Annotated in this window: 22 protein-coding genes; 5 read left to right on the top strand and 17 right to left on the bottom strand. The window is 71.6% G+C overall.

Translation table 11 applies throughout. From position 1 onward, the window contains the following. Window positions 1–75: 75 nt before the first annotated feature. Entirely contained in the window at window positions 76–1,224 is a 1,149-nt protein-coding gene (locus ACZ4VI_RS33730; protein WP_468005576.1) for a serine hydrolase domain-containing protein, read from the bottom strand. Window positions 1,225–1,344: 120 nt separating this feature from the next. On the opposite strand from ACZ4VI_RS33730, the gene dnaN reads away from it, so the two are divergent. Then, window positions 1,345–2,475 (top strand): DNA polymerase III subunit beta, encoded by a 1,131-nt coding sequence (gene dnaN, locus ACZ4VI_RS33725; protein ID WP_468005574.1) that lies wholly within the window; start codon window positions 1,345–1,347, stop codon window positions 2,473–2,475. Window positions 2,476–2,486: 11 nt separating this feature from the next. Here dnaN and ACZ4VI_RS33720 read toward each other — a convergent pair whose 3' ends face one another. The 7 genes from ACZ4VI_RS33720 to ureA form a co-directional block, all read right to left on the bottom strand. Next, window positions 2,487–3,836 carry a hypothetical protein gene (locus ACZ4VI_RS33720; protein WP_468005572.1) on the bottom strand — a complete coding sequence of 450 codons (1,350 nt, stop codon included), beginning with the start codon at window positions 3,834–3,836 and terminating at the stop codon, window positions 2,487–2,489. A gap of 47 nt (window positions 3,837–3,883) precedes the next feature. Further along, window positions 3,884–6,316 (bottom strand): glycoside hydrolase family 3 N-terminal domain-containing protein, encoded by a 2,433-nt coding sequence (locus ACZ4VI_RS33715; RefSeq protein ID WP_468005570.1) that lies wholly within the window; start codon window positions 6,314–6,316, stop codon window positions 3,884–3,886. Window positions 6,317–6,364: 48 nt separating this feature from the next. Further along, window positions 6,365–7,981, bottom strand: a complete 1,617-nt coding sequence (gene cimA / locus ACZ4VI_RS33710) for a citramalate synthase (RefSeq protein WP_468005569.1) — start codon at window positions 7,979–7,981, stop codon at window positions 6,365–6,367. A 372-nt stretch (window positions 7,982–8,353) separates the two neighbouring features. Next, window positions 8,354–8,899 (bottom strand): TetR/AcrR family transcriptional regulator, encoded by a 546-nt coding sequence (locus tag ACZ4VI_RS33705; RefSeq protein WP_468005584.1) that lies wholly within the window; start codon window positions 8,897–8,899, stop codon window positions 8,354–8,356. Window positions 8,900–9,088: 189 nt separating this feature from the next. Next, on the bottom strand, window positions 9,089–10,105 hold the full coding sequence (locus ACZ4VI_RS33700) for an agmatine deiminase family protein (RefSeq protein WP_468005567.1): 1,017 nt from the start codon (window positions 10,103–10,105) through the stop codon (window positions 9,089–9,091). 11 nt (window positions 10,106–10,116) lie between these two features. After that, window positions 10,117–11,799, bottom strand: a complete 1,683-nt coding sequence (locus ACZ4VI_RS33695; protein ID WP_468005566.1) for an urease subunit alpha — start codon at window positions 11,797–11,799, stop codon at window positions 10,117–10,119. After that, window positions 11,799–12,497 carry an urease subunit gamma gene (gene ureA / locus ACZ4VI_RS33690; RefSeq protein WP_468005564.1) on the bottom strand — a complete coding sequence of 233 codons (699 nt, stop codon included), beginning with the start codon at window positions 12,495–12,497 and terminating at the stop codon, window positions 11,799–11,801. The genes ACZ4VI_RS33695 and ureA overlap by 1 nt, the downstream gene beginning before the upstream one ends. Window positions 12,498–12,646: 149 nt before the next feature. On the opposite strand from ureA, the gene ACZ4VI_RS33685 reads away from it, so the two are divergent. Then, window positions 12,647–14,071 (top strand): cytosine permease, encoded by a 1,425-nt coding sequence (locus ACZ4VI_RS33685; protein WP_468005562.1) that lies wholly within the window; start codon window positions 12,647–12,649, stop codon window positions 14,069–14,071. A 60-nt stretch (window positions 14,072–14,131) separates the two neighbouring features. On the opposite strand, the gene ACZ4VI_RS33680 is transcribed toward ACZ4VI_RS33685, so the two are convergent. From ACZ4VI_RS33680 to ACZ4VI_RS33665, 4 genes are all read right to left on the bottom strand, one after another. Then, a complete protein-coding gene (locus ACZ4VI_RS33680; protein WP_468005560.1) occupies window positions 14,132–15,220 on the bottom strand; it encodes a branched-chain amino acid aminotransferase in 1,089 nt (362 codons plus the stop codon). Between the two features lie 243 nt (window positions 15,221–15,463). Then, on the bottom strand, window positions 15,464–16,504 hold the full coding sequence (locus tag ACZ4VI_RS33675; protein WP_468005558.1) for a 3-isopropylmalate dehydrogenase: 1,041 nt from the start codon (window positions 16,502–16,504) through the stop codon (window positions 15,464–15,466). Window positions 16,505–16,594: 90 nt separating this feature from the next. After that, complete coding sequence (locus ACZ4VI_RS33670) at window positions 16,595–16,729, bottom strand: hypothetical protein (RefSeq protein WP_468005557.1); 135 nt, start codon at window positions 16,727–16,729, stop codon at window positions 16,595–16,597. A 244-nt stretch (window positions 16,730–16,973) separates the two neighbouring features. Next, window positions 16,974–17,510, bottom strand: coding sequence for a GNAT family N-acetyltransferase (locus ACZ4VI_RS33665; RefSeq protein WP_468005555.1), 537 nt, complete (start codon window positions 17,508–17,510; stop codon window positions 16,974–16,976). Between the two features lie 110 nt (window positions 17,511–17,620). Here ACZ4VI_RS33665 and ACZ4VI_RS33660 point away from each other — a divergent pair, with 110 nt between their 5' ends. Then, entirely contained in the window at window positions 17,621–18,511 is an 891-nt protein-coding gene (locus tag ACZ4VI_RS33660) for an alpha/beta fold hydrolase (RefSeq protein WP_468005554.1), read from the top strand. Window positions 18,512–18,597: 86 nt separating this feature from the next. Here ACZ4VI_RS33660 and pruA read toward each other — a convergent pair whose 3' ends face one another. Together pruA and ACZ4VI_RS33650 are read right to left on the bottom strand one after the other, a co-directional pair. Then, window positions 18,598–20,229: an L-glutamate gamma-semialdehyde dehydrogenase gene (gene pruA / locus ACZ4VI_RS33655; protein WP_468005552.1), complete on the bottom strand. Its 1,632-nt coding sequence runs from the start codon at window positions 20,227–20,229 to the stop codon at window positions 18,598–18,600. Window positions 20,230–20,255: 26 nt separating this feature from the next. Next, window positions 20,256–21,182: a proline dehydrogenase family protein gene (locus ACZ4VI_RS33650; RefSeq protein WP_468005550.1), complete on the bottom strand. Its 927-nt coding sequence runs from the start codon at window positions 21,180–21,182 to the stop codon at window positions 20,256–20,258. A 194-nt stretch (window positions 21,183–21,376) separates the two neighbouring features. On the opposite strand from ACZ4VI_RS33650, the gene ACZ4VI_RS33645 reads away from it, so the two are divergent. Then, window positions 21,377–22,564 (top strand): PucR family transcriptional regulator, encoded by a 1,188-nt coding sequence (locus ACZ4VI_RS33645; RefSeq protein ID WP_468005548.1) that lies wholly within the window; start codon window positions 21,377–21,379, stop codon window positions 22,562–22,564. Here the strand turns inward: ACZ4VI_RS33645 and ACZ4VI_RS33640 are convergent. Next, a complete protein-coding gene (locus tag ACZ4VI_RS33640) occupies window positions 22,545–23,339 on the bottom strand; it encodes a helix-turn-helix transcriptional regulator (protein WP_468005546.1) in 795 nt (264 codons plus the stop codon). The genes ACZ4VI_RS33645 and ACZ4VI_RS33640 overlap by 20 nt on opposite strands. A gap of 84 nt (window positions 23,340–23,423) precedes the next feature. Between ACZ4VI_RS33640 and ACZ4VI_RS33635 the strand changes: the two genes are divergently transcribed. After that, window positions 23,424–23,861, top strand: coding sequence for a hypothetical protein (locus tag ACZ4VI_RS33635; protein WP_468005544.1), 438 nt, complete (start codon window positions 23,424–23,426; stop codon window positions 23,859–23,861). Here ACZ4VI_RS33635 and ACZ4VI_RS33630 read toward each other — a convergent pair whose 3' ends face one another. Continuing rightward, on the bottom strand, window positions 23,862–24,440 hold the full coding sequence (locus ACZ4VI_RS33630) for a TetR/AcrR family transcriptional regulator (protein WP_468005542.1): 579 nt from the start codon (window positions 24,438–24,440) through the stop codon (window positions 23,862–23,864). 84 nt (window positions 24,441–24,524) lie between these two features. Beyond that, window positions 24,525–26,114: a phosphoglycerate dehydrogenase gene (gene serA, locus ACZ4VI_RS33625; protein ID WP_468005541.1), complete on the bottom strand. Its 1,590-nt coding sequence runs from the start codon at window positions 26,112–26,114 to the stop codon at window positions 24,525–24,527. Window positions 26,115–26,432 lie beyond the last annotated feature (318 nt).

Genomic DNA, 26,432 nt, shown 5'->3' with positions numbered 1-26,432 from the left:
GAGAAACCCCTGAAACGAGCGCGCCCGCCTCTCCGCGAACTCTTCGCGGAAGGCGGGCGCTCGGCGTTCAGGGCATCAGACCGCGCGGGCCGCCTCCACCACCGCCGGGATCAGGCGGTCGTTCTCCGGGGCGCCGGGGCCAGAGAGGAAGCCGAAGCGGCGGCGGGTGTAGCTGTAGGCGAGGCCGGTGGCGGGGTCCGCGAAGGCCTGGGAGCCGGGGGCGCCGCTGTGCCCGACGGCGGCCGGGGTGAGGGCCGGGTGGCGGGTGGCCAGCGGGACGAAGCCGAGGCCGAAGGCGTTCTCCGCGCCGGTGACGAGGTCCGTGCCCGAGGAGTGGATCCGGGCCACCTCGGCGAGGGTGTCCGGCTTCAGGAGCGGGGCGCGGCCGTCGAGCTCGCCGGCGATCGCCGCGTACATCCGCGCGAGGCCCCGCGCGCTGCCGATGCCGCCGCCGGAGACCGGCGCCTTGGCCCGTACCGTACGGGAGTTGGCGTAGTCGACCATGTCGAGCGGCGGCTCGGTGTGCAGGTTGAAGGCGACGGCCAGCAGGCTGTCCGGCGGCACCGGGGTGGCCGCGAGCAGGGCCTGCTGAGCGGGGGTCGGGATCGTCGGCAGGGCGGTGCGGAAGCGGGGCTCCAGTTCCTCCGGCAGCCCCAGGTAGTAGTCGAGGCCGTACGGGGCCCGGACCCGCTCCTCGAACTGGTCCTGGATCGTGCGGCCGGTGGCCCGTAGCACCACCTCGCCGACCAGGGCGCCGATGACGAGCGCGTGGTAGCCGTGGCCAGTGTCCGGCTCCCAGTACGGGCGCGCGGTCGCGAGGCGCGCGGCGACCACCCGGTCGTCGGCGAGCTCGTCGGGCGTGAAGCCCTCGGGGACGCCGATCACGCCGGAGCGGTGGGCGAGGAGCTGGCGGAGGGTGATCCGCCCCTTGTCCTCGGCGGCGAACTCGGGCCACCAGGAGGAGACTTCGCGGTCCAGGTCGAGCACACCCTCCTGCACGAGGAGCGCGGTGACCAGCGCCATGGCGCCCTTGGAGGAGGAGTAGAGGCCGAGCAGGGAGTCGCCGTCGACACCCTCGCCGCCCCACAGGTCGACCACCTGGCGGCCGCGGTGGTAGACGGCGAGCTGCGCGCCGCCGTCCTTCGCCTCGTTCGCGGCCACGGTCGCGAACTCCTCCCGTACGGACTCGAATCCGGGCTCCACTGTGCCGTGGACGTCACTCATCGGTTCTCTCCCCCTGGTTGTGTCGACACGTTCCGCGGGGGAGAACGATCAAGGGGTGCGGATTCTTCCCGGGGCGTTGTCACCGGGGCGTTGTCAGTGGTGGCCGCTAGCGTCGGTGTCATGGAATTCCGCATCGACAGCAGCGTGTTGACCGACGCCGTGGCCTGGGCGGCCCGCGTGCTCCCGGCCCGGTCCCCCGTGCCCGTGCTCGGCGGGCTGCTCCTGGAGGCGAGAGACGGCCGGCTGCGGGTCTCCGGTCTCGACTACGAGGCGTCGGCGCGCATCGAGGTCGAGGCGGACACCGTGCGGGAGGGGCGGGCGCTCGTCCTCGGGCGGCGGCTGCTCGACATCTGCAAGGTGCTGCCCAGGGGGCCGGTGGAGTGCGCGGTCGAGGGGGCGCGGCTCTCGGTGACGGGCGGTGAGGCGCGCTTCGGGCTCTCGCTGCTGCCGCTGGACGACTATCCGGCGCAGCCCGGGCTGCCCGCGTTCCGGGGTGTGGTGGACGCCGAGGCGTTCGCGGCGGCGGTCGGGCAGGTGGCGGTGGCGGCCGGCCGGGACGACTCGCTGCCGGTCCTGACCGGGATACGGCTGGCCCTGGACGGTACGACGATGACGCTGGCCGCGACCGACCGTTACCGCTACGCGGTCCGCACGCTGGAGTGGAAGCCGGAGAGCGGGGCATCCGGCGAGGAGGGCGTGGGTACGGGCTCGGGCGAGGGCGCGGACGTGGTCGTGCCGGCCCGGCGGCTGACCGAGATCGCCCGCTCGCTGACCTCGGCGGGGCCGGTCCGCCTCGCCCTGGACGACGGCTCGATCGGCTTCGAGAGCGAGGGCACGCGGACGACGACCCGGTTGCTCGACGGCCGTCTCCCCCGCCACGACAAGCTCTTCTCGCTCGGCGAGCACGCCGTCGCCGTGACGGAGCGGGTCCCGCTGGTGGAGGCCGTGAAGCGGGTCGCGGTGGTCGCAGAGGGCGACAGCCCGGTCCAGCTCGCCTTCATCGGGAACGCCGTCCACCTTCAGGCGGGGTACGAGGACGACGTGGCCTCCCAGCGGCTGCCGGTGGTCCTCGGGGGTACGCCCGCGATGACCGTCGCGTTCAACCCGGGCTATCTGCTGGACGCGCTCGGCTCCTTCGACACCGACGCGGTCCGCTTCCATCTGCTCGGGCCGGGCCAGCGCGCCCTGATCACGGACCGGCAGGACGGCGTCCACCAGCATCTGCTGATGTCGGTGAAGCCCCTGGTGTAGCCGGAACGCGCCTAGAACCCGCCGCCGAAGTCCCCGCCACCACCGAAGTCGCCGAAGCCACCGCCACCGCCGCCGCCGCCGAAGTCGCCGCCGCCGAAGTCGCCCGAGCTGAACTCGGCCCCGGAGACGTCGCCGCCCTCGAACTCGCCGCCGCCGTATTCGGAGGCGTAGGCCGGGGTGGAGAGCATCGAGCCGAGCATGGTGCCGACGAGGAGGCCGGGGAGCAGGCCGCCGCCGAAGTAACCGCCGGCCCAGGGGCCGTACGCCGGGCCCGCCTCCCAGTACGGGCGGCGGCCGGTGTCGGTGTCGACCATACGGGCCAGGGGGTCCTGCCCGTCGTCGAGGCGTGCGGCATCGGCGGCGCACACCGGGACCTCGCGGGCGGAGCCGCCGGCCGGGGTCCAGGTGCGGTCCTCGGTCGAGGGGCCGTGGCGCGGGTCGAAGAAGCAGGGCGGACGGCGCTCGGGCAGCGGACGGGACTCGCGGCGCGCGGCCAGGACGGCGAGCGAGAAGCGGCCCTCCTCCAGCTCCTTGGTCACGCCCTTGACGTCGTGCGGGTGCGCGGCGGAGCCCATCCGGGACTTGGCCTTGTCGTACGAGTCGAGTGCGCGTTCGTAGTCGCCGCGCATCGCGTCGTCTGCGCCGGGCTCGGCCGGGTGGAAGTCGAGCCTTTCGAGCTCCTCGCCGAAGGCGGTGATGTCCTCGTCGACGACGACCCGGAGCTTGTCGAGCGCCGCGCGCTCCTCGGCCTCCTTGCGGAGCCGGTTGCGGCGGACGATCGTGTACGCGCCCGCGCCGCCCGCGGCGACGATCGCGCCGAGGGTGATCAGGCCGACGACCGGGACGCCGTCGTCGGTGCCGACCGTGCCCCAGGAGGCCGGGGCGGTACCGCGCAGGGTCGGCAGGGCCTGGTCGACGAAGTTGTTCAGCTCGGTGGCGGCGTCCACCCCGGGCTGGTGCACGGAGGTGACCAGGTTGTCCACGGCGGCCGCGGACATCACCGTACGGTCGGCGGCGGCGTCGAAGCCGTCACCGAGCCGGACCGCGTACAGCCCTGTCACCCCGGTCGCGGTGCGCAGATTGCGCAGGAGGTTCTCGGGCGGATACTCGCTGGTCGCGGGCAGCACGGCGACGAAGAGCGGCTTGTCCGCGTCCTCGATCTTCTGGGCGAGGGCATCCGCCTGGGCCGTCGAGAGCTGGTCGGCGGCGCCCGGATCGACGTACACCGGGCCCTGCTTCAGGGCCGCGCCGACATCCGGTATCCCGGTGATCCCGGCCCCCGCTGTGGGGGCCAGGACCAGGAGCAGCAGCATCGCCAGCCCCGCGAGGGCCGACAGAAGGTGGAACGGCCTGGTCCTCATACTTCGAAACTACCCGAAAGTGTGAAAACCAGACCATAGAGGTTTGACTATCTCCGCACGGCCCGCTGCGCGGACTTCAGCTCCTTGAGGGCACCCGCCCGGTCGCCGCGCACGAGCAGCCGCTCGGCCTCGGCGAACGCCCTGGCCACGGCGGGGGTCATGGCGCGGGCGCCGCCGCTCTGGACCTGCTCCTGGAGGGTCTTCCGGCGCCAGGGGAACTCGCCGAAACCCACGTCACCGGTGGTGATGCCCCAGCCGTACGGGAACTCCGGATCGTAGGCGGCGTCGCCCACGTTGATCGGCACCTGCGCGGCGCTCCTCGGCCAGGTCAGCGGAAGCCGGCCGGTGAAGGGCCGCTTGCCGTAGAGGACGTCGGCCACGCCGCCGCCCTCGGTGCCGGGGAGCCAGGAGGCGACCAGCGCGTCCATGTCCGCCAGCCGGTCGCCGACCAGCTGAGGCCGCCCGGAGACGACCAGGACCACGCACTTCATCGCGGAGCAGACGGCGTCCACGGCCTTGCCGTCGGCCTCGGAGAGTTCCAGGTCGTGACCGTTCGCACCGACGTCGCCCACGCCTTCCGCGTACGGGGTCTCGCCGACGACCACCACCCCCACGTCGTGCCCGTCGAAGGGGGCGGAGGCGTCCCTGGAGTACGTGACACGGCTGTCGGATGCGGCCTGGCGGATGCCCTCCAGGATGGTGGTCCCGGGGATGAGCCGGCCGGAGGTGCCCTGCCAGGTCACGGTCCAGCCGCCGGTCTGGTTGCCGAGGTCGTCGGCGTTGGACCCGGCGACGTACACCCGCTGCCCGGGGCTGAGCGGCAGCACGCCCGAGGTGTTCTTCAGCAGTACCTGGGACTTGGCGACGGCCTCGCGGGCGACGGCGCGGTGCGCGGCGGAGCCGATCGCGCCGACGTGGGTGATGTCGGTGTAGGGCCGCTCGAAGAGGCCGAGGCGGAACTTCTGCTCCAGGATCCGGCGGACGGCGTCGTCGACGCGCGAGAGGGGGATGCGGCCGGCGCGGACCTCGTCGGTGATGATCCGCACGGAGCTCTTGTACGTGAGCGGGGTCATGTTCATGTCGATGCCGGCGTTGACGGCGTCCCGCACGTTGGAGACGGCGTCGCCGTCCATCTGGTCCACGGCCTCCCAGTCGCTGCCGACGATCCCGGGGAAGCCCAGCTCGCCCTTGAGAAGACCGTTGATCATCTCCGGGTTGCTGTGCATCTTCACGGCACCCTTGCGGTCCCCGTCGACTTCGAGGGAGGAGAACGAGGGCATGACCGAGCCGGCGCCGAGCTCCAGAGCCGCCCGGAACGGACGGAGGTGGAGGCGCTCCAGCTCACTGCGGCCGAGCCGGGCGACGCCCTGGTCGATCACGTAGGGGGCCCGGCCCGTGCCGTAGGCGGTGCCGCCGTCGGCGATGAAGTGCTTGGCGGTGGCCAGGACCTTGTCGTTGCGGTCCAGGTCGCTGCCGTCCGGCGCGCCCTGGAGGCCGCGGACGACGGTGGCCATGGAGGCGACCAGCTCCGGGTCCTCGCCGTAGGACTCGTACGTACGGCCCCAGCGCTCGTCGCGGACGACGCACAGGCAGGGCGCGAAGTTCCAGCTGACGCCGGTGGCACGGAGTTCGCGGGCGGTGAGGGCGGCGAGCCGTTCGGCGAGCGCCGGGTCGCGGGTGGCTCCGATGCCGATGTTGTGCGGCATGACGGTGGTGCCCTTGGCGAAGGCGTGGCCGTGGACGGCGTCCGACGCGAGGAGCAGCGGGATCTGGAGCCGGGTGGCGAGGGCGCGGGTCTGCTGCGCGTCGGCCGTCTGGCGCCACTCCTCGGGCGTACGGGCCACCGGGGTGGGTTCGCCCTCGTAGACGACCGAGCCGACGGCGTACGTGGTGATGTCCTCGGGCGAGCCGAGCGTGTTGTTCCCGGCCTGGGTCATCTGGCCGGCCTTCTCCTCGAGGGTCATCCGGCCGAGGAGGTCGGCGGCCCGCGCGCGCACCGAGCGCGTGGGGTCGAGGTAGGGCAGGCCGTGAGCGTTCACGACGACGCGCGGGGTCTCGTCGGGGCCCCGGGCGCCCTCGACGGTGAGGCGCAGCGGGATGGTCTCGGCCGCTTCCGCCGCGCGGTCGCGGAGGGTGGCGACCGGAATCGTGAGGGTGCTGCCGGGCCCGGCGCCCTGGGGGAAGGTGAGACGGCCGGTGACGGCGGCCGGGAAGTCGTTCCCGGCCCGGGCGGTGCCGCCGCCGGTCGTGTACGCGACCGTCACGGGCCCGGCGAGGGCCCGGGCGGACTGGAGGGTGACGCGGACCCGGGCCGTGGCGCCCTCGGCGACGGTGGTGACCGGCGCGGCGGTGATCCGGACGGTGTCGCCGGCGTCCGGGGCGGCCGGAGCCGAGGCGGCCGTGAGGCATCCGGTCAGGACGGCGGCGGCCGTGAGGGCCGCCGCCGTTCTCGTACGGGTACTGCAGAACGTCCTAGCCATGCCGACCATGCTGGGGCGTACCGGGACGTATCGGGCGGCACGACGCGCCTATTCCGCCGGGTCGACCCCGACGCGCAGCAGCCCGTACGTGAACGCGTCCTCCAGCGCCTGCCAGGACGCGGCGATCACGTTCTCCCCGACGCCGACCGTCGACCACTCCCCGTTGCCGTCGCTGGTGGTGATCAGGACGCGGGTCGTGGACTCCGTGCCGTGGCGGCCCTCCAGGATGCGGACCTTGTAGTCCACCAGCTCGAACTTGGCGAGCTGCGGGTAGATCCGCTCCAGGGCCACCCGCATGGCGCGGTCCAGGGCATTGACGGGGCCGTTGCCCTCGGCGGTCGCGACGATCCGCTCGCCCTTGGCCCAGAGCTTCACGGTCGCCTCGTTGGCGTGGGTGCCGTCGGGCCGGTCCTCGACGATCGCGCGCCAGGACTCCGTACGGAAGTAGCGGCGCGGGCGGCCCTCGGCCTCCTCGCGGAGCAGCAGCTCGAAGGAGGCGTCGGCGGCCTCGTAGGTGTAGCCCTGGAGTTCGCGCTCCTTGACCCGCTCGACGACCCGGGCGACCAGCGCGCGGTCGTCGCCGAGGTCGACGCCGAGCTCCTTGCCCTTCAGCTCGATGGAGGCGCGGCCGGCCATGTCGGAGACGAGCATCCGCATGGTGTTGCCGACGAGTTCGGGGTCGATGTGCTGGTAGAGGTCGGGGTCGACCTTGATCGCGGAGGCGTGCAGCCCGGCCTTGTGGGCGAAGGCCGAGACGCCCACGTACGGCTGGTGCGTGGACGGCGTGAGGTTGACGACCTCGGCGATGGCGTGCGAGATCCGGGTCATCTCCTGCAGTGCGCCCTCGGGCAGCACCTTCTTGCCGTACTTCAGTTCCAGTGCGGCGACGACCGGGAAGAGGTTCGCGTTGCCGACCCGCTCGCCGTAGCCGTTGGCGGTGCACTGGACGTGCGTGGCGCCCGCGTCGACGGCGGCGAGGGTGTTGGCGACGGCGCAGCCGGTGTCGTCCTGGGCGTGGATGCCGAGGCGGGCGCCGGTGTCGGCGATGACGGTGGCGACGACGGCCTGGACCTGGGCGGGGAGCATGCCGCCGTTGGTGTCGCAGAGGATCACGACATCGGCGCCGGCCTCGGAGGCGGCGCGGACGACGTCCTTGGCGTACTGCGGGTTGGCCTTGTAGCCGTCGAAGAAGTGCTCGCAGTCGACGAACACGCGGCGGCCCTGGGAGCACAGGTAGGAGACGGTGTCGCGGACCATCTCCAGGTTCTCGTCCAGGGTGGTGCGCAGGGCGAGTTCGACGTGCCGGTCGTGCGACTTAGCGACCAGGGTGATCACGGGGGCGCCGGAGTCCAGGAGCGCCTTGACCTGCGGGTCCTCGGCGGCGTTGCCGCCGGCCCTGCGGGTCGCGCCGAACGCGACGAGCTGCGCGTTCCTGAACGTGATCTCCTGCTGGGCGCGGGCGAAGAACTCCGTGTCGCGCGGGTTGGCCCCGGGCCAGCCGCCCTCGATGAAGCCGACGCCGAAGTCGTCGAGGTGTCGCGCGATGGTCAGCTTGTCCGCGACGGTGAGGTTGATGCCTTCACGCTGCGCTCCGTCGCGCAGCGTCGTGTCGAAGACATGGAAGCTGTCGTCGAGGCGCGAGCTCTCGTCGGTCTCCGTGGTCATGGCTGTGATGGCTCCTGTCGGATGTGGCTCCGGAAGGTCTGGATCCACTTGCCCCCATTCTCACGCGCTGTCCGTTTCCGGCGGTGGTGGGGCCGGAAAACGAAAAAACCTCTCGCGGGTGCGAGAGGTCTGCGCGCGGGTCTGGGGCACGGTGTCCACTGCCGCGGGGGTGGAGTCGCGGTTCAGTGGCCACTGCGGACCGGCGCGCTGCTGCCGATAATCATGGTGGTAGCAAGCACGTCGGCAGTCTGCCACATGCGCGCGCCACGCGGGACGCCGGTCTCAGGATGCGGGCAGCGCGCCCGGGGGTCATGGATGCGGGCAGCGCGCCCGGGCGTCACGGTTCCTGCATGCGGGCAGCGCGCCCGGGCGTCACGGTTCCTGGATCAGCGTCTCGGCGACGAACTCCCGTACGTGGGCGAGGACCTGTTCCCGCCCCGTACCCGGGATGCCGACCGCGACATGGACGCTGAAGCCGTCGAGCAGGGCCCGCATCCGGGCCGCGTAGCGGTCGGGGTCGACGGGCCGGAACTCGCCGCGCGAGATCCCCTCGGCGATGAGCGCGACCAGGTCCCGGTGCCAGGCGCCCTCGATGGCGGCCTGCCGGGCGCGGGCGTCGTCGTCGGCGTTCTGGGACCGGTTCCAGACCTCCAGCCAGAGGGTCCAGTGCGGGTCGCGGGGTCCGTCGGGGACGTAGACGTCGACATACCCGTCGAGCCGCTCGCGCGCCGTCCCGGGCCGTGAGAGCAACGCGCTGCGCTCGGCCCCGAGCCGCCCCTCGCTCCACTCCAGGGTCTGGAGGAGCAGCTCGTCCTTCGTGCGGAAGTAGTAGAGCAGGTGCCCGCTGCTCATCCCGACCTCGCGCCCGAGCCCGGCCATGGTCAGCCCGTCGAGCCCGCGCTCGGCGATGGTGTCCATGGCGGCGGCGAGGACGTCCTCGCGGGGCGGGGCGGGGTGGTTGCGGCGCCGGGGGGAGGCGGGCGGATTCGGGCTGATGCTGCTCACTCGTACGTTCTACCTGATCCGCCGGCGTCGGTGTCCCTGCGGTCCCCGCTCAGCGGAACGGCCGCACGCCGTCACACGGCGCGCGGCCGTCGCCGGCCGGTGTCAGACCTTCGGCTGCTGCTGCGTGATGCAGTGGATACCGCCCCCACCTGCGAAGATGGCGCGCGCGTCGACCAGCGTGACGATGCGCTCCGGGAAGAGGCGGCGGAAGATGCCGGCCGCGAGCTCGTCGTTCGGGTCGTCGAAGCCGCACAGGACCACGCCGCCGTTGCAGAGGTAGTGGTTGATGTACGAGTAGTCGACCCAGTCGCCCTCCTCGTCCTTCAGGACGGTCGGGGCGGGGATCTCCACGACCTGGAGCGTGCGGCCCTTGGCGTCCGTCTGGCGGCTGAGGATGTCGACGTACATCCGCGAGCGCTCGTAGTCCGGGTGGGCCGGGTCCTGCTGGCTGTGGACGACCACGACACCGGGCTTGGCGAAGGCCGCCACGATGTCGACGTGGCCCTGGGTGCCGAAGAGGCCGTAGTCGCCGGCCAGACCGTGCGGGAGCCAGATCGCCTTCGTCGTGCCGAGCTTGGCGTGGATCTCGGCCTCGACCTGCTCGCGGGTCCACTCGGGGTTGCGGCCCGCGCCGAGCTGGACGGTGTCGGTCAGCAGGACCGTTCCCTCGCCGTCGACGTGGATCGCGCCGCCCTCGTTGACAAGTGCGCTGCTCAATACCGGGACCCCCGCCAGGTCCGCGACATGGCGGGCAATCTTGGAGTCGTGCTCCCAGCGCGCCCAGTCCTGCCCGCCCCAGCCGTTGAAGACCCAGTCGACGGCGGCCAGTTCGGTGCCGTTCGTGACGAAGGTCGGGCCGATGTCGCGCATCCAGGCGTCGTCCAGCTCGCGCTCGACGAGGTCGACCGCGTCGCCGAGCAGCGCCCGCGCGGAGTCCAGCTGGCCGGGGCCGACCACCATGGTCACCGGCTCGAAGCGGCGTACGGCACGGGCCACGGACGCCCACGCGGTGCGGGCCTCGGCCAGCTCCTCGTCATTGGTGAAGGTGGGGTTGGGGCCGGGCCAGGCCATCCACGTGCGCTCGTGCGGGGCCCACTCGGGCGGCATACGGAAGGTCATGAGAGGAGTCCTCAGAGGAAGTAGAGACGGTTCAGCGAGACGGATTCGGCCGGTTCGGAGCGGATCGGGTCGCCGTCGAGGGACACCAGTCCGGTCCGGCCGTCCACCCCCACCTGGCCGATACGGGAGTTGAGGAGCAGGTCGCGGGGGCCGATGCCCCGGGTCCCGCGGACGGCGACGCGGCGGCGCCGGGTCGGCATCCGGTCGGCGCCGAGGTCGACGGCGGCCTGCGCGACGAAGGCGACCGAGATGTCGGCCGGGGTCGCACCGTGGGCTCCGAACAGCGGCCCGAGGACGAGCGGTTCGCAGGTGTCGGTGGCCGCGTTCGGATCGCCCACGACCCCCCACGCGGGGAAGCCGGACTTCAGCACCATCTGGGGCTTGGCGCCGAAGAACTGCGGCCGCCACAGCACGATGTCGGCCATCTTGCCGACCTCGATCGAGCCGATCTCGTGCGCCAGGCCGTGGGCGATCGCCGGGTTGATGGTGAGCTTGGCCATGTAGCGCAGCACGCGCGCGTTGTCGTCGTGCGCGCCGTCGCCCTCCAGCGGGCCCAGCTCGGCCTTCATCTTCCCGGCCATGGCGAAGGTCCGGCGTACGGTCTCGCCGGCCCTTCCCATTCCCTGCGCGTCGGAGGAGGTGATCCCGATCGCGCCGAGGTCGTGCAGGACGTCCTCCGCGCCCATGGTCCCGGCCCGGATCCGGTCGCGCGCCATGGCGGCGTCGCCGGGCAGGTCGGTCTTCAGGTCGTGGACGGAGACGATCATCCCGTAGTGCTCGGCGACCGCGTCGCGGCCGAAGGGCAGCGTGGGGTTGGTGGAGGAGCCGATGACGTTCGGAACGCCCGCCATCTTGAGGACGTTCGGTACGTGTCCGCCGCCGCAGCCCTCGATGTGGAAGGCGTGGATGGTCCGGCCGTCGAGCACCCTCAGGGTGTCCTCGACCGAGAGGCACTCGTTCAGGCCGTCGCTGTGCAGGGCGACCTGCACGTCGTGCTCCTCGGCCACCCTGAGCGCGGTGTCGAGGGCGCGGGTGTGGGCGCCCATGTCCTCGTGGACCTTGAAGCCCGAGGCCCCGCCCTCCGCCAGTGCTTCCACGAGCGGGGCGCCGTCCGAGGAGGAGCCGCGGGCGAGGAAGCCGATGTTGACGGGCCAGGCGTCGAAGGCGCTGAAGGCGTGCTTGAGGGCCCATGGCGAGTTGACGCCAACCCCCCAGACAGGACCGAACTCCTGTCCGATGATGGTGGTGACACCAGAGGCGAGGGAGGCCTCCATGATGCGCGGGGACAGCAGGTGGACATGGGTGTCCACGGCACCGGCGGTGGCGATGAGCCCCTCGCCGGAGACGATCGACGTGCCGGTGCCGACGACGACGTCGACACCGTCGAGGGTGTCCGGGTTGCCGGCGCGCCCGATGGCGTGGATCCGGCCCTCGCGAATACCGATCGACACCTTGCGGATGCCCTGAACGGCGTCGATCACGAGGACGTTGCTGATCACGACGTCACAGGTCTCGCGGACGGCGGCGGCCTTGAGGTGAAGCCCGTCGCGGGCGGTCTTGCCGAAGCCGGCGAGGAACTCGTCCCCGGGCTTCTGCGAGTCCGACTCCACGCGGACGACGAGCCCGGAGTCGCCCAGGACGACGCGGTCGCCCGCACGGGGGCCGTGCACCGATGCGTACTCGTACGGGTCCATCACTCGCCCTCCTTCGTGGCCTGTACGCCCAGGTAGCCGCAGGCCGCGGCGCGCCGCAGGGCCTCTTCCTTCGCGCCGGGCGCGTCCAGCGGGCCGTCGACCAGGCCCGCGAAGCCGATGGCGATCCGCTCGCCGCCGATCGGTACGAGACCGACCTCCGCCTCGCCGCCCGGGTCGAAGCGGAAGGACGCGCCGGCGGGGATCGCGAGCCGCAGGCCATAGGAGGCCGCGCGGTCGAAGTCGAGGCGCGGGTTGGCCTCGAAGAAGTGGAAGTGGGAGGTGACGCTGACGGGGACGGTCGCGGTGTTGCGGACCTTCAGGGTCAGGGCAGGCGGCTGAGCGGCCTCGGTGGGGCCCGGCAGCAGCGCGCCCGGGGCGCCGTCGCCCAGGGAAGGGCCGCCGATCGGGTCGGAGACGACCGCGAGCCGCGAGCCGTCGTCGAAAACGGCCTCGACATGCACTTCGGTGACGACATCGGCCACACCCGGCAGCACGTCGTCCGGGCCGAGCACGGACCGGGCGGCGGCGATCGCCTCGGCGAGCCGCCTGCCGTCGCGAGCCGCCTCGCAGACGGTGTCCGCGATGAGGGCGGTCGCCTCCGGCACATTGAGCCGAAGGCCCCGCGCCCGGCGGGCCCGGGCGAGCTCAGCGGCGCCGAAGAGCAGCAGCCGGTCGCGCTCCGTGGGGGTCAGTCGCACGTCCACACACCTCCTGTTTGAGCGACACTCTAAACGTTCAATCCGTTGTAGCCAAGCATTGACGTACGTGGCGGTAGTAGGTCACATTGAGCGCCACTCAAAGTGCTGCCCCCCACCTTGCCCGCACTCCACCCCCGCAGGGAGTCCCCATGAAGATCGAACAACGCGGAGTCGACACCATCCCCGAAGCGGAACGCACCAGCGGTCCGCGTGATCTCATCTCGATCCTCCTCGGCTCGAACCTCTGCCTCGGCGTGATCGTCTTCGGCTGGCTGCCGGTCTCCTTCGGCCTCGGGCTGTGGGCGTCGGTGACCTCTGTCGTCGCCGGCACGCTCGTCGGCGTCGCCGTGACCGCCCCGCTCGCGCTCGTCTCGCTGCGCACCGCGACCAACCTCTCCACCTCCAGCGGCGCCTTCTTCGGCGTCCGCGGCCGGCTCGTCGGCTCGGTGGTCGGACTGCTGCTCTCGCTCGGCTACACGGCACTGACGCTGTGGATCGGCGGAGACGTGATGGTGGGCACGCTCGCCCGGCTGATCGGCCTGCCGACCGGCGACGCCACGCACACCGTGGTGTACGCCCTGCTCGCCGCCTGCACGGTGGTCGGCGCGGTGTACGGATACCGGCTGCTGCTCCGGCTCAGCAAGGCGCTCGCGATCGGCATGACCCTGCTGCTCGCCATCGGCCTTGTCGCGTACGCCGGGGACTTCACCACGGCCGCGGTACCCGAAACCCCGTACCTGCTCGGCTCGTTCTGGCCGACCTGGGTGCTCTCGGCCGTCGCGGCCGGACTCAGCGGCCCGGTCGCCTTCATCACGCTGCTCGGCGACTACACCCGCTACATATCCCCCGAGCGGCACAGCTCGAAGACGGTCTGGAAGGCCACCTGTCTGGGCCTGATCATCGGCCTGTTGATCCCTCAGCTCTTCGGTACGTACACGGCGTTGGCGGCACGTGGGGCGCTGGACTACGCCGGGCCGCTCGTCGAGGCCTCCCCCGCCTGGTACTTGGTGCCGCTGCTGCTCGCGGCGACCGCCGGCTCGGTCGGCAACGCGGGGCTGATGCTCTACTCGATGGGCCTGGACCTGGACGCGATCCTGCCGCGGGCGACCCGGGCGCGGGCGACGCTGGTGGTGGCGGCGGTGGCGACGGCCTTCGTCTTCCTCGGCCACTTCGCCTCGGACGCGCAGACCGCGATGACGTCGTTCGTGCTGCTGCTGACCGCGATCGGTACGCCGTGGGCGGTGATCACGCTGATCGGGCACGCGCGCTGCAAGGGCGCGTACGACCCGGAGGCGCTCCAGGTCTACAACCGCCGTGCGCGGGGCGGGGCGTACTGGTTCACGGCGGGCTGGCACGCGCGGGCGACGGCGTCATGGGCGATCGGCGCCGCCGTGGGCCTCGCGTCGGTGTCGACGCCGCTCTACGAGGGTCCACTGCTTGCCCTCACGGGCGGGATCGACTGCAGCTTCGTGCTGTCGGGGGTCGTGGGCGGCGTGCTGTACGCGGTGCTGACGCCGAACCGCGCGGCGGCGGTACGCGAGCAGGAACCGGAGCCGGAGGTCGCCGCGGCCTGAGCGACAGGCGGGCGCGAAGCGGCCCCCGGGGGTATGCCCCGGGGGCCGCTCTGTCGTCGACTAGCCGAGCTGGTGGGTCCAGCCGTGGATGTCCTCGGACTTGCCCGTCTGGATGGCGAGCAGCGCGTCGCGGAGCTTCATCGTGACCTCGCCGGGCTGCCCGCCCGACTGCTGCCACTCGCCGCGCGCCGACTTCACCGTGCCGACCGGCGTGATGACCGCGGCCGTGCCACAGGCGAAGACCTCGGTCAGGGTGCCGTTCTCGGTGTCGGCCTTCCACTGGTCGATCGAGACGCGGTCCTCGACGGACTCGTAGCCGAGGTCCTTCGCGAGCTGGAGGAGCGAGTCACGGGTGATGCCGGCGAGCAGGGAGCCGGTGAGCGTCGGCGTGACGATCTTGTTGCCGTACACGAAGTACAGGTTCATCCCGCCGAGCTCCTCGACCCACTTGTGCTCCACGGCGTCGAGGTAGGCGACCTGGTCGCAGCCCCGCTCCGCCGCCTCGGCCTGGGCCAGCAGGGAGGCCGCGTAGTTGCCGCCGGTCTTGGCGTCGCCCATACCGCCGGGGACCGCACGGACGCGGTCCTCGGAGAGCCAGATGGAGACGGGCTTCACGCCACCGGGGAAGTACGGACCGGCGGGCGAGGCGATGACGACGAAGAGGTACTCGTTCGCCGGCCGCACCCCGAGACCGACCTCGGTCGCGATCATGAACGGGCGCAGGTAGAGGGACTCCTCGCCGCCGTGCGCCGGAACCCACGCCTTGTCCTGCTGGACGAGGACGTCGCACGCCTCGATGAACGTCTCGACGGGCAGCTCCGGCATGGCGAGCCGGTGCGCGGAGGCCTGGAAGCGCCGGGCGTTGGCGTCGGGGCGGAAGGTGGCGACGGTGCCGTCGGGACGGCGGTAGGCCTTCAGGCCCTCGAAGATCTCCTGGGCGTAGTGCAGGACGTTCGTGGCGGGGTCGAGCGAGAGCGGGCCGTACGGCACGAGCTGGCCGTCGTGCCAGCCGCGGCCCTCGGTCCAGCGGATCGTCACCATGTGGTCGGTGAAGTGGCGGCCGAATCCGGGGGTGGCCAGGATCGCCTCGCGCTCCGCGTCGGACAGCGGGCTGGAGGAGGGCTTGAGCTCGATCGTGGGCGTCGTCATGAGTGCTAGTCCTTCACCGGTTGTGTGTGACGGACCGCGCTCACGCCGCTATCAGTGCTCTGCTAGGACGTCCGAGCTTTCCCGCATGCCGCGGCCCCACGTTCGATTATCGCCCGTGGGGACCGGTGCACGAAACGGAGTGTGGTGCGGTCCAGGGTTTGATGGTGGCACCCTGCGACCGCATAGGTACAGCCGCCGGGTGCTTGGGAAGCGACCCGGCGGCTGTGTGGCGTCAGCGTCGGGTCAGCTCGCTACTCGTACGGCGAGCGCGTCGCCGATCTCGTCCGTCGTACGGACGGAGTCGCCGCGCTCGGTCAGGTCGGCGGCGACGGCGGCCTCGATGCGGCCGGCCTCGGTCTCGTAGCCGAGGTGGCGCAGGAGGAGGGCGACGGAGAGCACGGTGGCCGTGGGGTCGGCCTTGCCCTGGCCCGCGATGTCCGGCGCGGAGCCGTGCACGGGCTCGAACATGGAGGGGAACTCGCCGCTCGGGTTGATGTTGCCGGAGGCGGCGACGCCGATGCCGCCGGAGACGGCCGCGGCGAGGTCGGTGATGATGTCGCCGAAGAGGTTGTCGGTGACGATCACGTCGAAGCGCTCGGGCTGCGTGACGAGGAAGATCGTCGCCGCGTCCACGTGCAGGTAGTCGGTGGTGACCTCGGGGAACTCCTCGGCCACCTTGTTGAAAATGTTGGTCCAGAGGTGACCCGCGTACGCGAGGACGTTGTTCTTGTGGACCAGCGTCAGCTTCTTGCGCGGGCGGGCCTGGGCGCGGGCGAAGGCGTCGCGGACGACGCGCTCGACACCGAAGGCCGTGTTGACGGAGACCTCGGTGGCGACCTCGTGCGGGGTGCCGGTGCGGATCGAGCCGCCGTTGCCGGTGTACGGGCCCTCGGTGCCCTCGCGGACCACGATGAAGTCGATCTCGGGCTGGCCCTTGAGCGGGGTCGACACGCCGGGGAGCAGCTTCGAGGGACGCAGGTTGACGTGGTGGTCGAAGAGGAAGCGGAGCTTCAGCAGGAAGCCGCGCTCGAGGACGCCGCTCGGGACCGACGGGTCGCCGATCGCGCCGAGCAGGATGGCGTCGTGCTGCTTGAGGGCCGCGACGTCGGCGTCGGTGAGGGTCTCACCGGTCGCGTGGTAGCGCTTGGCGCCGAAGTCGTACTCCTTCGTCTCCAGCTTCACATCCTGCGGGAGGGCGGCAGCGAGGACCTTGAGGCCCTGGGCCACGACCTCCTGGCCGATGCCGTCGCCGGGAATGACTGCGAGATTGATGCTGTGAGACATGGCGGCACCCTACTCCTCGTCCCATCGACTGACACTCATCGTCCACGATACGGACGGGCGGGCGCGCCGCGGCGCGCCCGGCGCCAGGTGTCAGTGCCCGGTCGAGCCGCCGTTGTCGCGGCGGTCGAGGGCGCGCTGGAGGGCGGCGGCGGCGTTCTTGCGGGCCTCGTCGCCGCTGGGGCGGGCGACGGAGTGGCGGACACGGCGGGCGGTCTCAGCGGCCATGGGGGATCGACTCCTTGAGATCAGTGGTGATCGAAGGCGCCGGAAGGGGCGGGGAGCGGGCCCGCAGGGGTTGCCTGCACAGGGGCATCGCGCTCTCGACCGCCATTCGCTGATGGAGCGAGACGTTCGGCTCCTACAAAGCTAGGACAGGCGGCCGCATCTGTCTCCACAATTACTCGGACTTCCTACTATCTGAGACGGCGCTCAGCTCACACCCGCCCGCAGCTCCCGGATGAGCGCCCGGCTAGAGCAGGTCGCCGTCGCGCCAGTCGAAGACGAGCGCGGCGCCCCCGCCCGGCAGCCTCCGGCCGCCTGCCGGCCGGACGTAGGTCGAGCCCTCCTCCTCGGGCAGGTGGACGATCCCTTCGGGGGAGAGTGCCTCGATACGGCCCTCCCACCGGTGCCAGCCGCGCGCCGCGTAGAGCGCGGCCCCGTCGTCGGAGGCGGACAGCGCGCCGAACGCGTACGCCCCGTCGATCACCCGCTCCAACTCGGCCATGACGAGCCCCGCGAGCCCCTGGCGCCGCCGGTCGAGGCGGACGCCGACGCCTTCGACGTACCCAACGCGGTACGAACGGCCCTCATGGAGCACGCGCCGCATGACGACGCTGCCGTGGGCGGCCACGCCGCGCTCGTCCTCGATCCAGGCGTGGATGCCGCCGAGGGCATGGTCCCAGTCCTCGTCGGAGAAGTCGCCGTCGAAGGCGGCGTCGAGCATCTCCCTTATCGCGGAAAGCCGTTCGGGCCCGAGTTCATGGGTGGCTGCGGTCGTCACGGTCATGCCTCCAGTCTCCTCCACCCCACCCTAACCACCATTCCGCATTTGACAGGTTAGCCCAGGATTGCTTCACTCTCACTGGCAACCAGCCAGAGCGCCTTGAGGGGTTAGATATGTCTCCCGTGCAGCAGGTCCACCACCGCACCACCACCGTCCGCGGCCATGAGATCTTCTACCGGGAGGCAGGCCCCGCCGACGCGCCCGTCCTGCTTCTGCTGCACGGCTTCCCCACCAGCTCGCACATGTTCCGCGACCTGATCCCGCTCCTCGCCGACAACTTCCGGCTGATCGCCCCCGACCACCTCGGCTTCGGCCGCAGCGCGGCGCCGCCGGCCGAGGAGTTCGACTACACCTTCGCCGAACTGGCCGCGCTCACCGCCGAGTTCACCGAGGCCCTCGGCCTGGACCGGTTCGCCCTCTACATCCAGGACTACGGCGCCCCCATCGGCCTGCGCCTCGCCCTCGCCCACCCCGAGCGCGTCACCGCGATCGTCACCCAGAACGGGAACGCGTACGAGGAGGGCCTCGGCGCCGACGCCTGGGCCCCGGTCCTCGTCCTGATCGCCGAGCGCACCCCCGAGACCGAGGAGCCGGTCCGCGCGATCCGTTCCCTCGACGGCATCAGGTGGCAGTACGAGACCGGCGTCCCGGCCGAGTTCCGCGACCTGCTCAGCCCCGACGCCTGGTACCACGACGCCGCCCTGATGGCCCGCGACGGCCAGGACGCCATCCAGCTCGGCCTGATCGCCGACTACGGCTCCAACTTCGCGCTCTACCCCGCCTTCCAGGAGTACTTCCGCACCAGCCGGGTCCCCCTGCTCGCCGTCTGGGGCGAGGGCGACGAGGTCTTCGTCCCGGCCGGTGCCAAGGCCTTCGCCCGCGACCTCCCGGACGCCGAGATCCACCTCCTGCCCACCGGCCACTTCGCCCTGGAGACACACGCGCCGACGATCGCCGCCCTGATCGACGACTTCCTGACCCGCAGGGTCGTGAAGGGGAAATGAGAACCGCCCAAATGAGAACCGCCCCCGGCCTGGTTTGGGGGTCCAGGAGGGGGGCGGTGTTCAGGAGCCTCGAAGAGGCAGGGGCATCAGCCCATGTGGGGGTAGCCGTACTCGGTCGGCGGGACCAGGGTCTCCTTGATCGCGCGGGTCAGCGTCCAGCGCATCAGGTTCTGCGGGGCGCCGGCCTTGTCGTTCGTGCCGGAGGCGCGGCCGCCGCCGAAGGGCTGCTGGCCGACGACGGCGCCGGTCGACTTGTCGTTGATGTAGAAGTTGCCCGCCGCGTAGCGGAGCTTCTCCATCGCGTCGGCCGCGGCCGCCCGGTCACCGGCGATGATCGAGCCGGTCAGCGCGTACGCCGACACCGACTCCATCTGCGCCAGCATCTCCTCGTACTTGTCGTCCTCGTAGACGTGGACGGCGAGGATCGGGCCGAAGTACTCGGTCGTGAAGACCTCGTTCTCCGGGTCGGAGCACTCGATGACGGTCGGACGGACGAAGTACCCCTCCGAGTCGTCGTAGGTGCCGCCGGCGACGATCGTGCAGGTCTCGTCGGCCTTCGCACGGTCGATCGCGGCCTTGTTCTTGGCGAACGCGCGGTCGTCGATGACGGCGCCGATGAAGTTCGACAGGTCGGTGACGTCACCCATGGTGATGCCGTCGACCTCGGCCGCGAACTCCTCCCTGAAGCCCGAGTTCCAGATGGAGGCCGGGATGTACGCACGCGAGGACGCGGAGCACTTCTGGCCCTGGAACTCGAAGGAACCGCGGGTCAGGGCGGTCTTCAGGACAGCGCGGTCGGCGCTCGGGTGGGCGACGACGAAGTCCTTGCCGCCCGTCTCGCCGACGATCCGCGGGTAGGAGCGGTACTTCTCGATGTTGGCGCCGACCGTCTTCCACAGGTGCTGGAAGGTCCTGGTCGAACCGGTGAAGTGGATACCGGCCAGGTCGGGGTGGTTCAGGGCCACCTCGGAGACGGCGATGCCGTCGCCCGTCACCAGGTTGATGACGCCCTTCGGCAGACCGGCCTCCTCCAGGAGCTCCATGAGGAGCACGGCGGAGTGGGTCTGGGTCGGGGACGGCTTCCAGATCACCACGTTGCCCATGAGGGCGGGGGCGGTGGGCAGGTTGCCCGCGATGGCCGTGAAGTTGAACGGCGTGATCGCGTAGACGAAGCCCTCCAGCGGGCGGTGGTCCAGTCGGTTCCACACGCCCGGGGAGTTCGCCGGCGGCTGCTCGGCGAGGATCTGGCGGGCGTAGGCCACGTTGAAGCGCCAGAAGTCGACGAGCTCGCAGGGGGTGTCGATCTCGGCCTGCTGAACGGTCTTCGACTGGCCCAGCATGGTGGAGGCGGCCAGCGTCTCGCGCCAGGGGCCGGCCAGCAGCTCGGCGGCGCGCAGGATGATCGCGGCGCGGTCGTCGAAGGACATCGCCCGCCAGGCCGGCGCGGCGGCCAGGGCGGCGTCGATGGCGTCCTGGGCGTCCTGCTGGGTGGCGCCGGCGAAGGTGCCGATGACGGCCTTGTGGTTGTGCGGCTGCACGACGTCGACGCGCTCGCCGCCGCCCATGCGCTTCACTCCGCCGATGGTCATCGGCAGCTCGCGCGGGTTCTCGGCCAGCTCCTTGAGCTTGGCCTCCAGACGGGCGCGCTCCGGGGAACCGGGGGCGTAGCTGTGCACCGGCTCGTTGACCGGAGCGGGGACCTGGGTTACAGCGTCCATGAGTCTCGATACTCCTTTTGAGGGGCTCAGCGCTTGGTGAGGATGGAGCGGACGAAGAAGAGGAGGTTGGCCGGCTTCTCCGCGAGGCGGCGCATGAAGTAGCCGTACCAGTCGGTGCCGTACGCGGTGTAGACACGCATGCGGTGTCCCTCTGCGGCGAGACGGTTCTGCTCCTCGCTGCGGATGCCGTACAGCATCTGGAACTCGTACTCGTCCAGCTTGCGCCCCGCGCGGCGGGCGAGCTCCTGGCAGATGGAGATGAGGCGGGGGTCGTGGGTCCCGATCATCGGGTAGCCCTCGCCCTCCATCAGGATCTTCATGATCCGGACGTAGGCCTTGTCGATCTCGGACTTGTCCTGGAGGGCGACGGACGCGGGCTCCTTGTAGGCGCCTTTCACGATCCGCACGCGGGAGCCGTTCGCGGCGAGGCGGCGGGCGTCCTCCTCCGTGCGGAAGAGGTACGCCTGGATGACGCAGCCGGTCTGCGGGAAGTCCTTCCGCAGCTCCTCGTGGATGGCGAACATCGAGTCGAGGGTGGTGTGGTCCTCGGCGTCCAGGGTGACCGTGGTGCCGATCTCGGCGGCGGCCTCGACGACCGGGCGCACGTTGGCGAGCGCGAGCTCGTGTCCATTGTCCAGCGCCTGGCCGAACATGGACAGCTTCACGGACATCTCGGCGCGCTCGCCGAGGCCCAGCTCCTTCAGGCGGCCGATGAGCTCCAGGTAGGCGTCGCGGGCCGCGTGGGACTGCTCGACGGTGGTGATGTCCTCGCCGACGACGTCGAGGGTGACCTCCAGGCCTCGGCCGGTGATGTCCTCGACGATCGGGATGACGTCGTCGACCGTCTCACCGGCGATGAACCGCTCCACGACCTGCTTGGTCCCGGGGGCGGCCGACACGAAACGGCGCATCTTGTCGCTGCGGGACGCTGCGAGGATCACGGGACCCAGCACGGGGACCTCCAGAGGGCAGGGTGAGGAAAGGTGCCGTACCTGGTCTTTCGTAAGCAACCGGGAACAGCACGGAGAACCACCGTGAAACCTAAGGATCGCTCCGATCCTCTGCCATCGACAGCTGTCACGCATCCGTGGCCGGCATCTCATACATATGTCTGAGGGGGCGTGCTCCGCGGTGCGAGAATGGCGCCGTGAAGGGCGATTACCAAGAACTGGTGGACGAGATCTCCGCGCTGCTGGATGCGCCGGCGACGCTCGAGAACCGCGACTTCGGGCTGATCGCCTTCGGTGCCCACGACAGCGACGACGACACGGCCATGGACCCGGTCCGGACGCGGTCGATCCTGACCCGGAAGTCGACGCCGGCGGTCCGCGAGTGGTTCGAGGGCTTCGGGATCACCCGGGCGACGGGCCCGGTCCGTATCCCGGCCGCCCCGGACGCCGGGGTGTTCCGGGACCGCATCTGCCTCCCCGTACGCCATCGGGGCGTGGTGCTCGGGTACGTCTGGCTGCTCGACGCCGAGCCCGGCCCGACCCAGGCCCAGCTCACCGCCGCGATGGAGGTCGCCACCCGGATCGGCGGCCTCCTCGCCGACGAGGAGCGCGCGGGCACGGACCTCTCGCGCGAGCTGCGGGCTGCCCTGGCGGCGGAGCGCGGCTGGCAGTACGACATGGCGCTCGCGGCGCTGCGTACGGCCCTGGGCCCGGACGCGGAGGGGTTGCACACGGTGGTGTGCGTGGCCCCCTGGCCCGACGAGGACGGCCCCTCGTCCCGTACGGTTCCGGCCTCGGCGGCCCTGTGCACGGTGCCGTGGCGACCGCCGGCGGGGGCGGGCGCGACCGCGCCCGGACAGGCCGCCGGGGGCGCGGAGGGTTCGCGGGCCCTCGCCGTCCTGGTCCGGCTGCGGGCCGCCGACAGCCTCGCGCCCGCCGTGGCCGCCGCCGACCGCCTCCGGGGCGCGGCGGGCGAGGGCGCCGTCACGGGCATCGCGGGACCCCGCCGCGGCCTCGCCGACCTGGACGCCGCCTGGCGCGAGGCCACCGCCGCGACCAGGGCGGCGACCGCGGACCCCCGGCTCGGCCCGCTCGCCGAATGGTCGGCCATCGGTCCGTACCGCCTCCTCACCGCCCTCCCTGCAACCGAGCAGGACCCCGCGGTCCGCTCCCTGCTCTCCCCCGCCCACACCGAACTGGCCCGCACCGCCGAGGTGTTCCTCGACAACGCGGGCCAGGCGGGCCGCACGGCGGCGGCCCTGGGCATCCACCGCCAGACGCTCTACTACCGCCTCTCGCGCGTCGAGCAGCTCACCGGCCTCGACCTCGACGCGGGCGAGGACCGGCTGCTGCTGCACATGGCGCTCAAGGCGTCCCGGCTGTAGCGGAGCCGCGCGTCACGGCTGTTGCGGCTGTATCGGAGCCGCGCGTCACGGCTGTTGCGGCTGTAGCGGCGCCCCGCGCGGGCTCCAGGCGGACACAGCAGTGCCCGTCAGCGGGCGTCGGGCACGCCTGGAAGCCGTCCTCGTCGAGCCCTTCCAGAACCCCGCGCATCAGATGGAGGTTCATTCCGCACACGGTCTCGGTGTGCTCACGCGCCAGCACGTGGAAGGGGCAGTTGCCGAGCACGAGCGCGTCTCCGTCGGGCCGGGGTTCGAACCCGAACCGATCGAGCAGCCCGAGCAGATCCGTGCGCTCCCGGTCCGCGAGCCGGGCGCCGAGGGCGTGGGCGTTGCGGTGCAGCACGGCCCTGGCCGGCTCGCCGGTGGCCTCGGACTCCTCCAGGGCCCGGGCGAGGAGCCGGCCGACGAGCTCGTAGTGCCGCTCGGGCAAGCTGACCGTGATCTCGCGGCCGGAGCGCCGGTAGAGCTTGGCCGGCCGGCCCGCGCCGGGGCCGGTGCGGCCGCTGCGCCGCTCGTAGACGACGTCGAGGAGGGACTCGTCGGCGAGGCGGTCGAGGTGGAAGGCCGCGGTCTTCCGGGCGAGACCGAGGGCGGCGGCCGCCTCGTCGCGGCTGACCGGGCCGGGCTGACGGGCCACGTGCTCGTAGAGCCTCCGGCGGGTCGGCTCATCGAGCGCGGCAACGGCGGAGACGTCGGGGTCCGGACTGGGTCCTGCTGTCGAGTGCTCCACGAACACCAGTGTAAAACCCACAGCCATTGACTAAAGAAAGCGAGCGCGCTTCTATAGTCAATGAGAGTTGCCGATAGAAACGGCAGCGAGAACAAGGAGAGGCGGCGCACCATGTCCTCCTCGACAGCCACACCCACCACGCCCGCGCGGCAACGCCGGGCCGCCCTCGCCGACCCCGGCTACCAGGCCTTCCTCATCCTGCGCACCGGCTTCACCGTGGCGCCGATCCTGTTCGGCCTGGACAAGTTCGCCAATCTGCTCACCGACTGGCCCGCCTACCTCGCGCCCTGGATCGACGACATCGTCCCCGGCAGCGCCCAGGCCGCCATGTACGCCGTGGGCGCCATCGAGATCGTGGCGGGCATCGTCGTCGCGGTCGCTCCACGGTTCGGCGGCTGGCTGGTGGCCGGATGGCTCGCCGGCATCATCGTCAACCTGCTGACCATCCCGGGCCATTACGACATCGCCCTGCGAGATTTCGGCCTCCTGCTCGGCGCCGTCGCCCTCGCCCGGCTCGCCCAGCGCTACCGCACCCCGCACCAGCCATAGTCAGGAGTCGCCCATCAGGACCCTGAGCCCCTCCGTCAGGTCATCCGCCGTCGGGGCGGTCTCCGGGTCCACCATCCACTGGATCATCACGCCGGTCGCGAGCGCCTGGCAGAGCAGCCCGGCCACCCGGGCCTTCTCGGGGTCCTTCTCCGGGTCGATACCCAGGAAGCCCTCGGCCATCCCGAGGCGGCCCTCGCGCTGGGGCTCCTTGATCGCCTCGCGCAGCTTCTCGTCGTCGTCGATGCGGGTGACCACCTCGGTCTGGAGCTTCCAGACCGGGCGGCTCGCCCCGGCCGCCGCGACGACCTGCTCCCAGACAGCGTGGAAGCGCTCGTACGGGTCGGCCGGCAGCTCCCTGCGCTCCTCGCCCGTGCCGGCCGCCCCCGCCTGATCGCCCCACTCCTCCGTCAGCGCGAGGAACGCCTGCTGGAGCAGGGCGTCCTTGGAGCCGTAGTGGTAGCCGATCGAGGCCAGGTTGGTGCCCGAGGCGGCGACGATGTCGCGGGCCGTGGTGCGGGCGTAGCCCTTCTCCAGGAGGCAGCGCTTGGCGCCTTCGAGCAGGTCTTCCTTGTGTCCCATGACAGCACTGTACCCGGCGGCTAGACGATCGTGTAAGACGATTGTCTAGCGCACCGGGTACGGGTGCTGTCAGGCGGGCCTACGTCAGACCAGGTTGACCGAGCGCGCCGAAGCCGCGCCGATCTCGGCCGCGATCTCCGCGAGCACCGCCGCCGGGACGGTGTCGTCCACGGTGAGCAGGACGAGCGCCTCGCCGCCCTCCTCCGCGCGCGACACCTGCATGCCCGCGATGTTCAGACCGGCCTCGCCGAGGATCCGGCCCACGGTGCCGACGACGCCCGGGCGGTCCTCGTAGCGCAGCACCACCATGTGGTCGGCGAGCGCGACGTCCATGTCGTAGTCGCCGACCGCGACGATCTTCTGGAGGTGCTTGGGGCCCGCCAGCGTGCCGGAGACCGCGACCTCCTCACCGCTCGCGAGCGTGCCGCGGACGGTGACCACGTTACGGAAGTCGGGCGACTCGCTGCTCGTGGTCAGACGGACCTCGACACCGCGCTCCTGCGCGAACAGCGGGGCGTTGACGTACGACACGGTCTCGTCGACCACGTCCTCGAACACGCCCTTGAGCGCGGAGAGTTCGAGCACCTTCACGTCGTGCTGGGTGATCTCGCCGTACACCTCGACGTCGAGACGCGCCGCGACCTCGCCCGCAAGCGCGGTGAAGATCCGGCCGAGCTTCTCGGCCAGCGGCAGACCCGGCTTGACGTCCTCGGCGATGACGCCGCCCTGGACGTTGACCGCGTCCGGGACCAGCTCGCCGGCGAGCGCGAGGCGCACCGAGCGGGCGACCGCGATACCGGCCTTCTCCTGGGCCTCGTCCGTGGACGCGCCGAGGTGCGGGGTGCAGACGACCTGGTCGAGCTCGAAGAGCGGGGAGTCCGTGCAGGGCTCCTTCGCGTACACGTCGAGGCCCGCGCCCGCGACCCGGCCCTCCTTGAGCGCCGAGTACAGCGCGGCCTCGTCGACGATCCCGCCGCGCGCGGCGTTGACGATCCGGACGGACGGCTTGACCTTGTGCAGCGCCTCGTCGCCGATGAGGCCGAGGGTCTCCGGGGTCTTCGGCAGGTGGACGGTGATGAAGTCGGCGACCTCCAGGAGCTCGTCCAGGGCCAGCAGCTTCACCCCCATCTGGGCGGCGCGGGCCGGCTGCACGTAGGGGTCGTACGCGACGATCTTCATGCCGAACGCGGACATCCGCTGGGCGACCAGGACGCCGATGCGGCCGAGGCCGACGACGCCGAGGGTCTTCTCGCTGAGCTCGACGCCCGTGTACTTCGAGCGCTTCCACTCGCCGTTCTTCAGCGCGGTGTTGGCCTGCGGGATGTTGCGCGCGGTGGCGACGAGCAGACCGCACGCGAGCTCGGCGGCGGTGACGATGTTGGAGGTCGGGGCGTTCACGACCATCACGCCGGCCTTGGTGGCGGCGGAGACGTCGACGTTGTCCAGGCCGACACCGGCACGGGCGACGACCCGGAGCTTGTTGGCGGCGGCGATGGCCTCGGCGTCGACCTTGGTCGCGGAGCGGACCAGGATCGCGTCCACGTCGGCGATGGCGGGGATCAGCTCGGCGCGGTCCGCGCCGTTGCAGTGCCGGATCTCGAAGTCCGGGCCCAGGGCGTCGACGGTGGCGGGCGACAGCTCTTCAGCGATGAGTACGACGGGTTTCGAGCTCACGTGAGTCCTCACAGATCCAGTGCGGACGGCCGTCCCGACGGCCGCAGGCGGTGGAGGGGGCTTGCCGCGTGAAAGCGCACGACGCTGTGGGCCTGAACGCGAATGTTGTTGAGAGTGTAGTGCTGCGACGGCGCTGTTCATGCGCCTCGTTGGAAGGATCACCCGTCCGTGGTTGGACGGGGTGTCCAACGATGTGGCGCGGGGGGGGGGGGGGGGGTGGCCCCCCCCCCCCCCCCCCCCCCCCCCCCCCCCTTCCCCCCCCCCCCCCCCCCTCCCCCCGTCCCTCCCGCCATCGCCGTCCCGCCGACCATCACCGAC

This window comes from Streptomyces sp. NPDC029169 (genome assembly GCF_055563935.1).
Note: the sequence above shows the minus strand (reverse complement) of the source record. Positions and strands in the feature narration are given on the sequence as shown.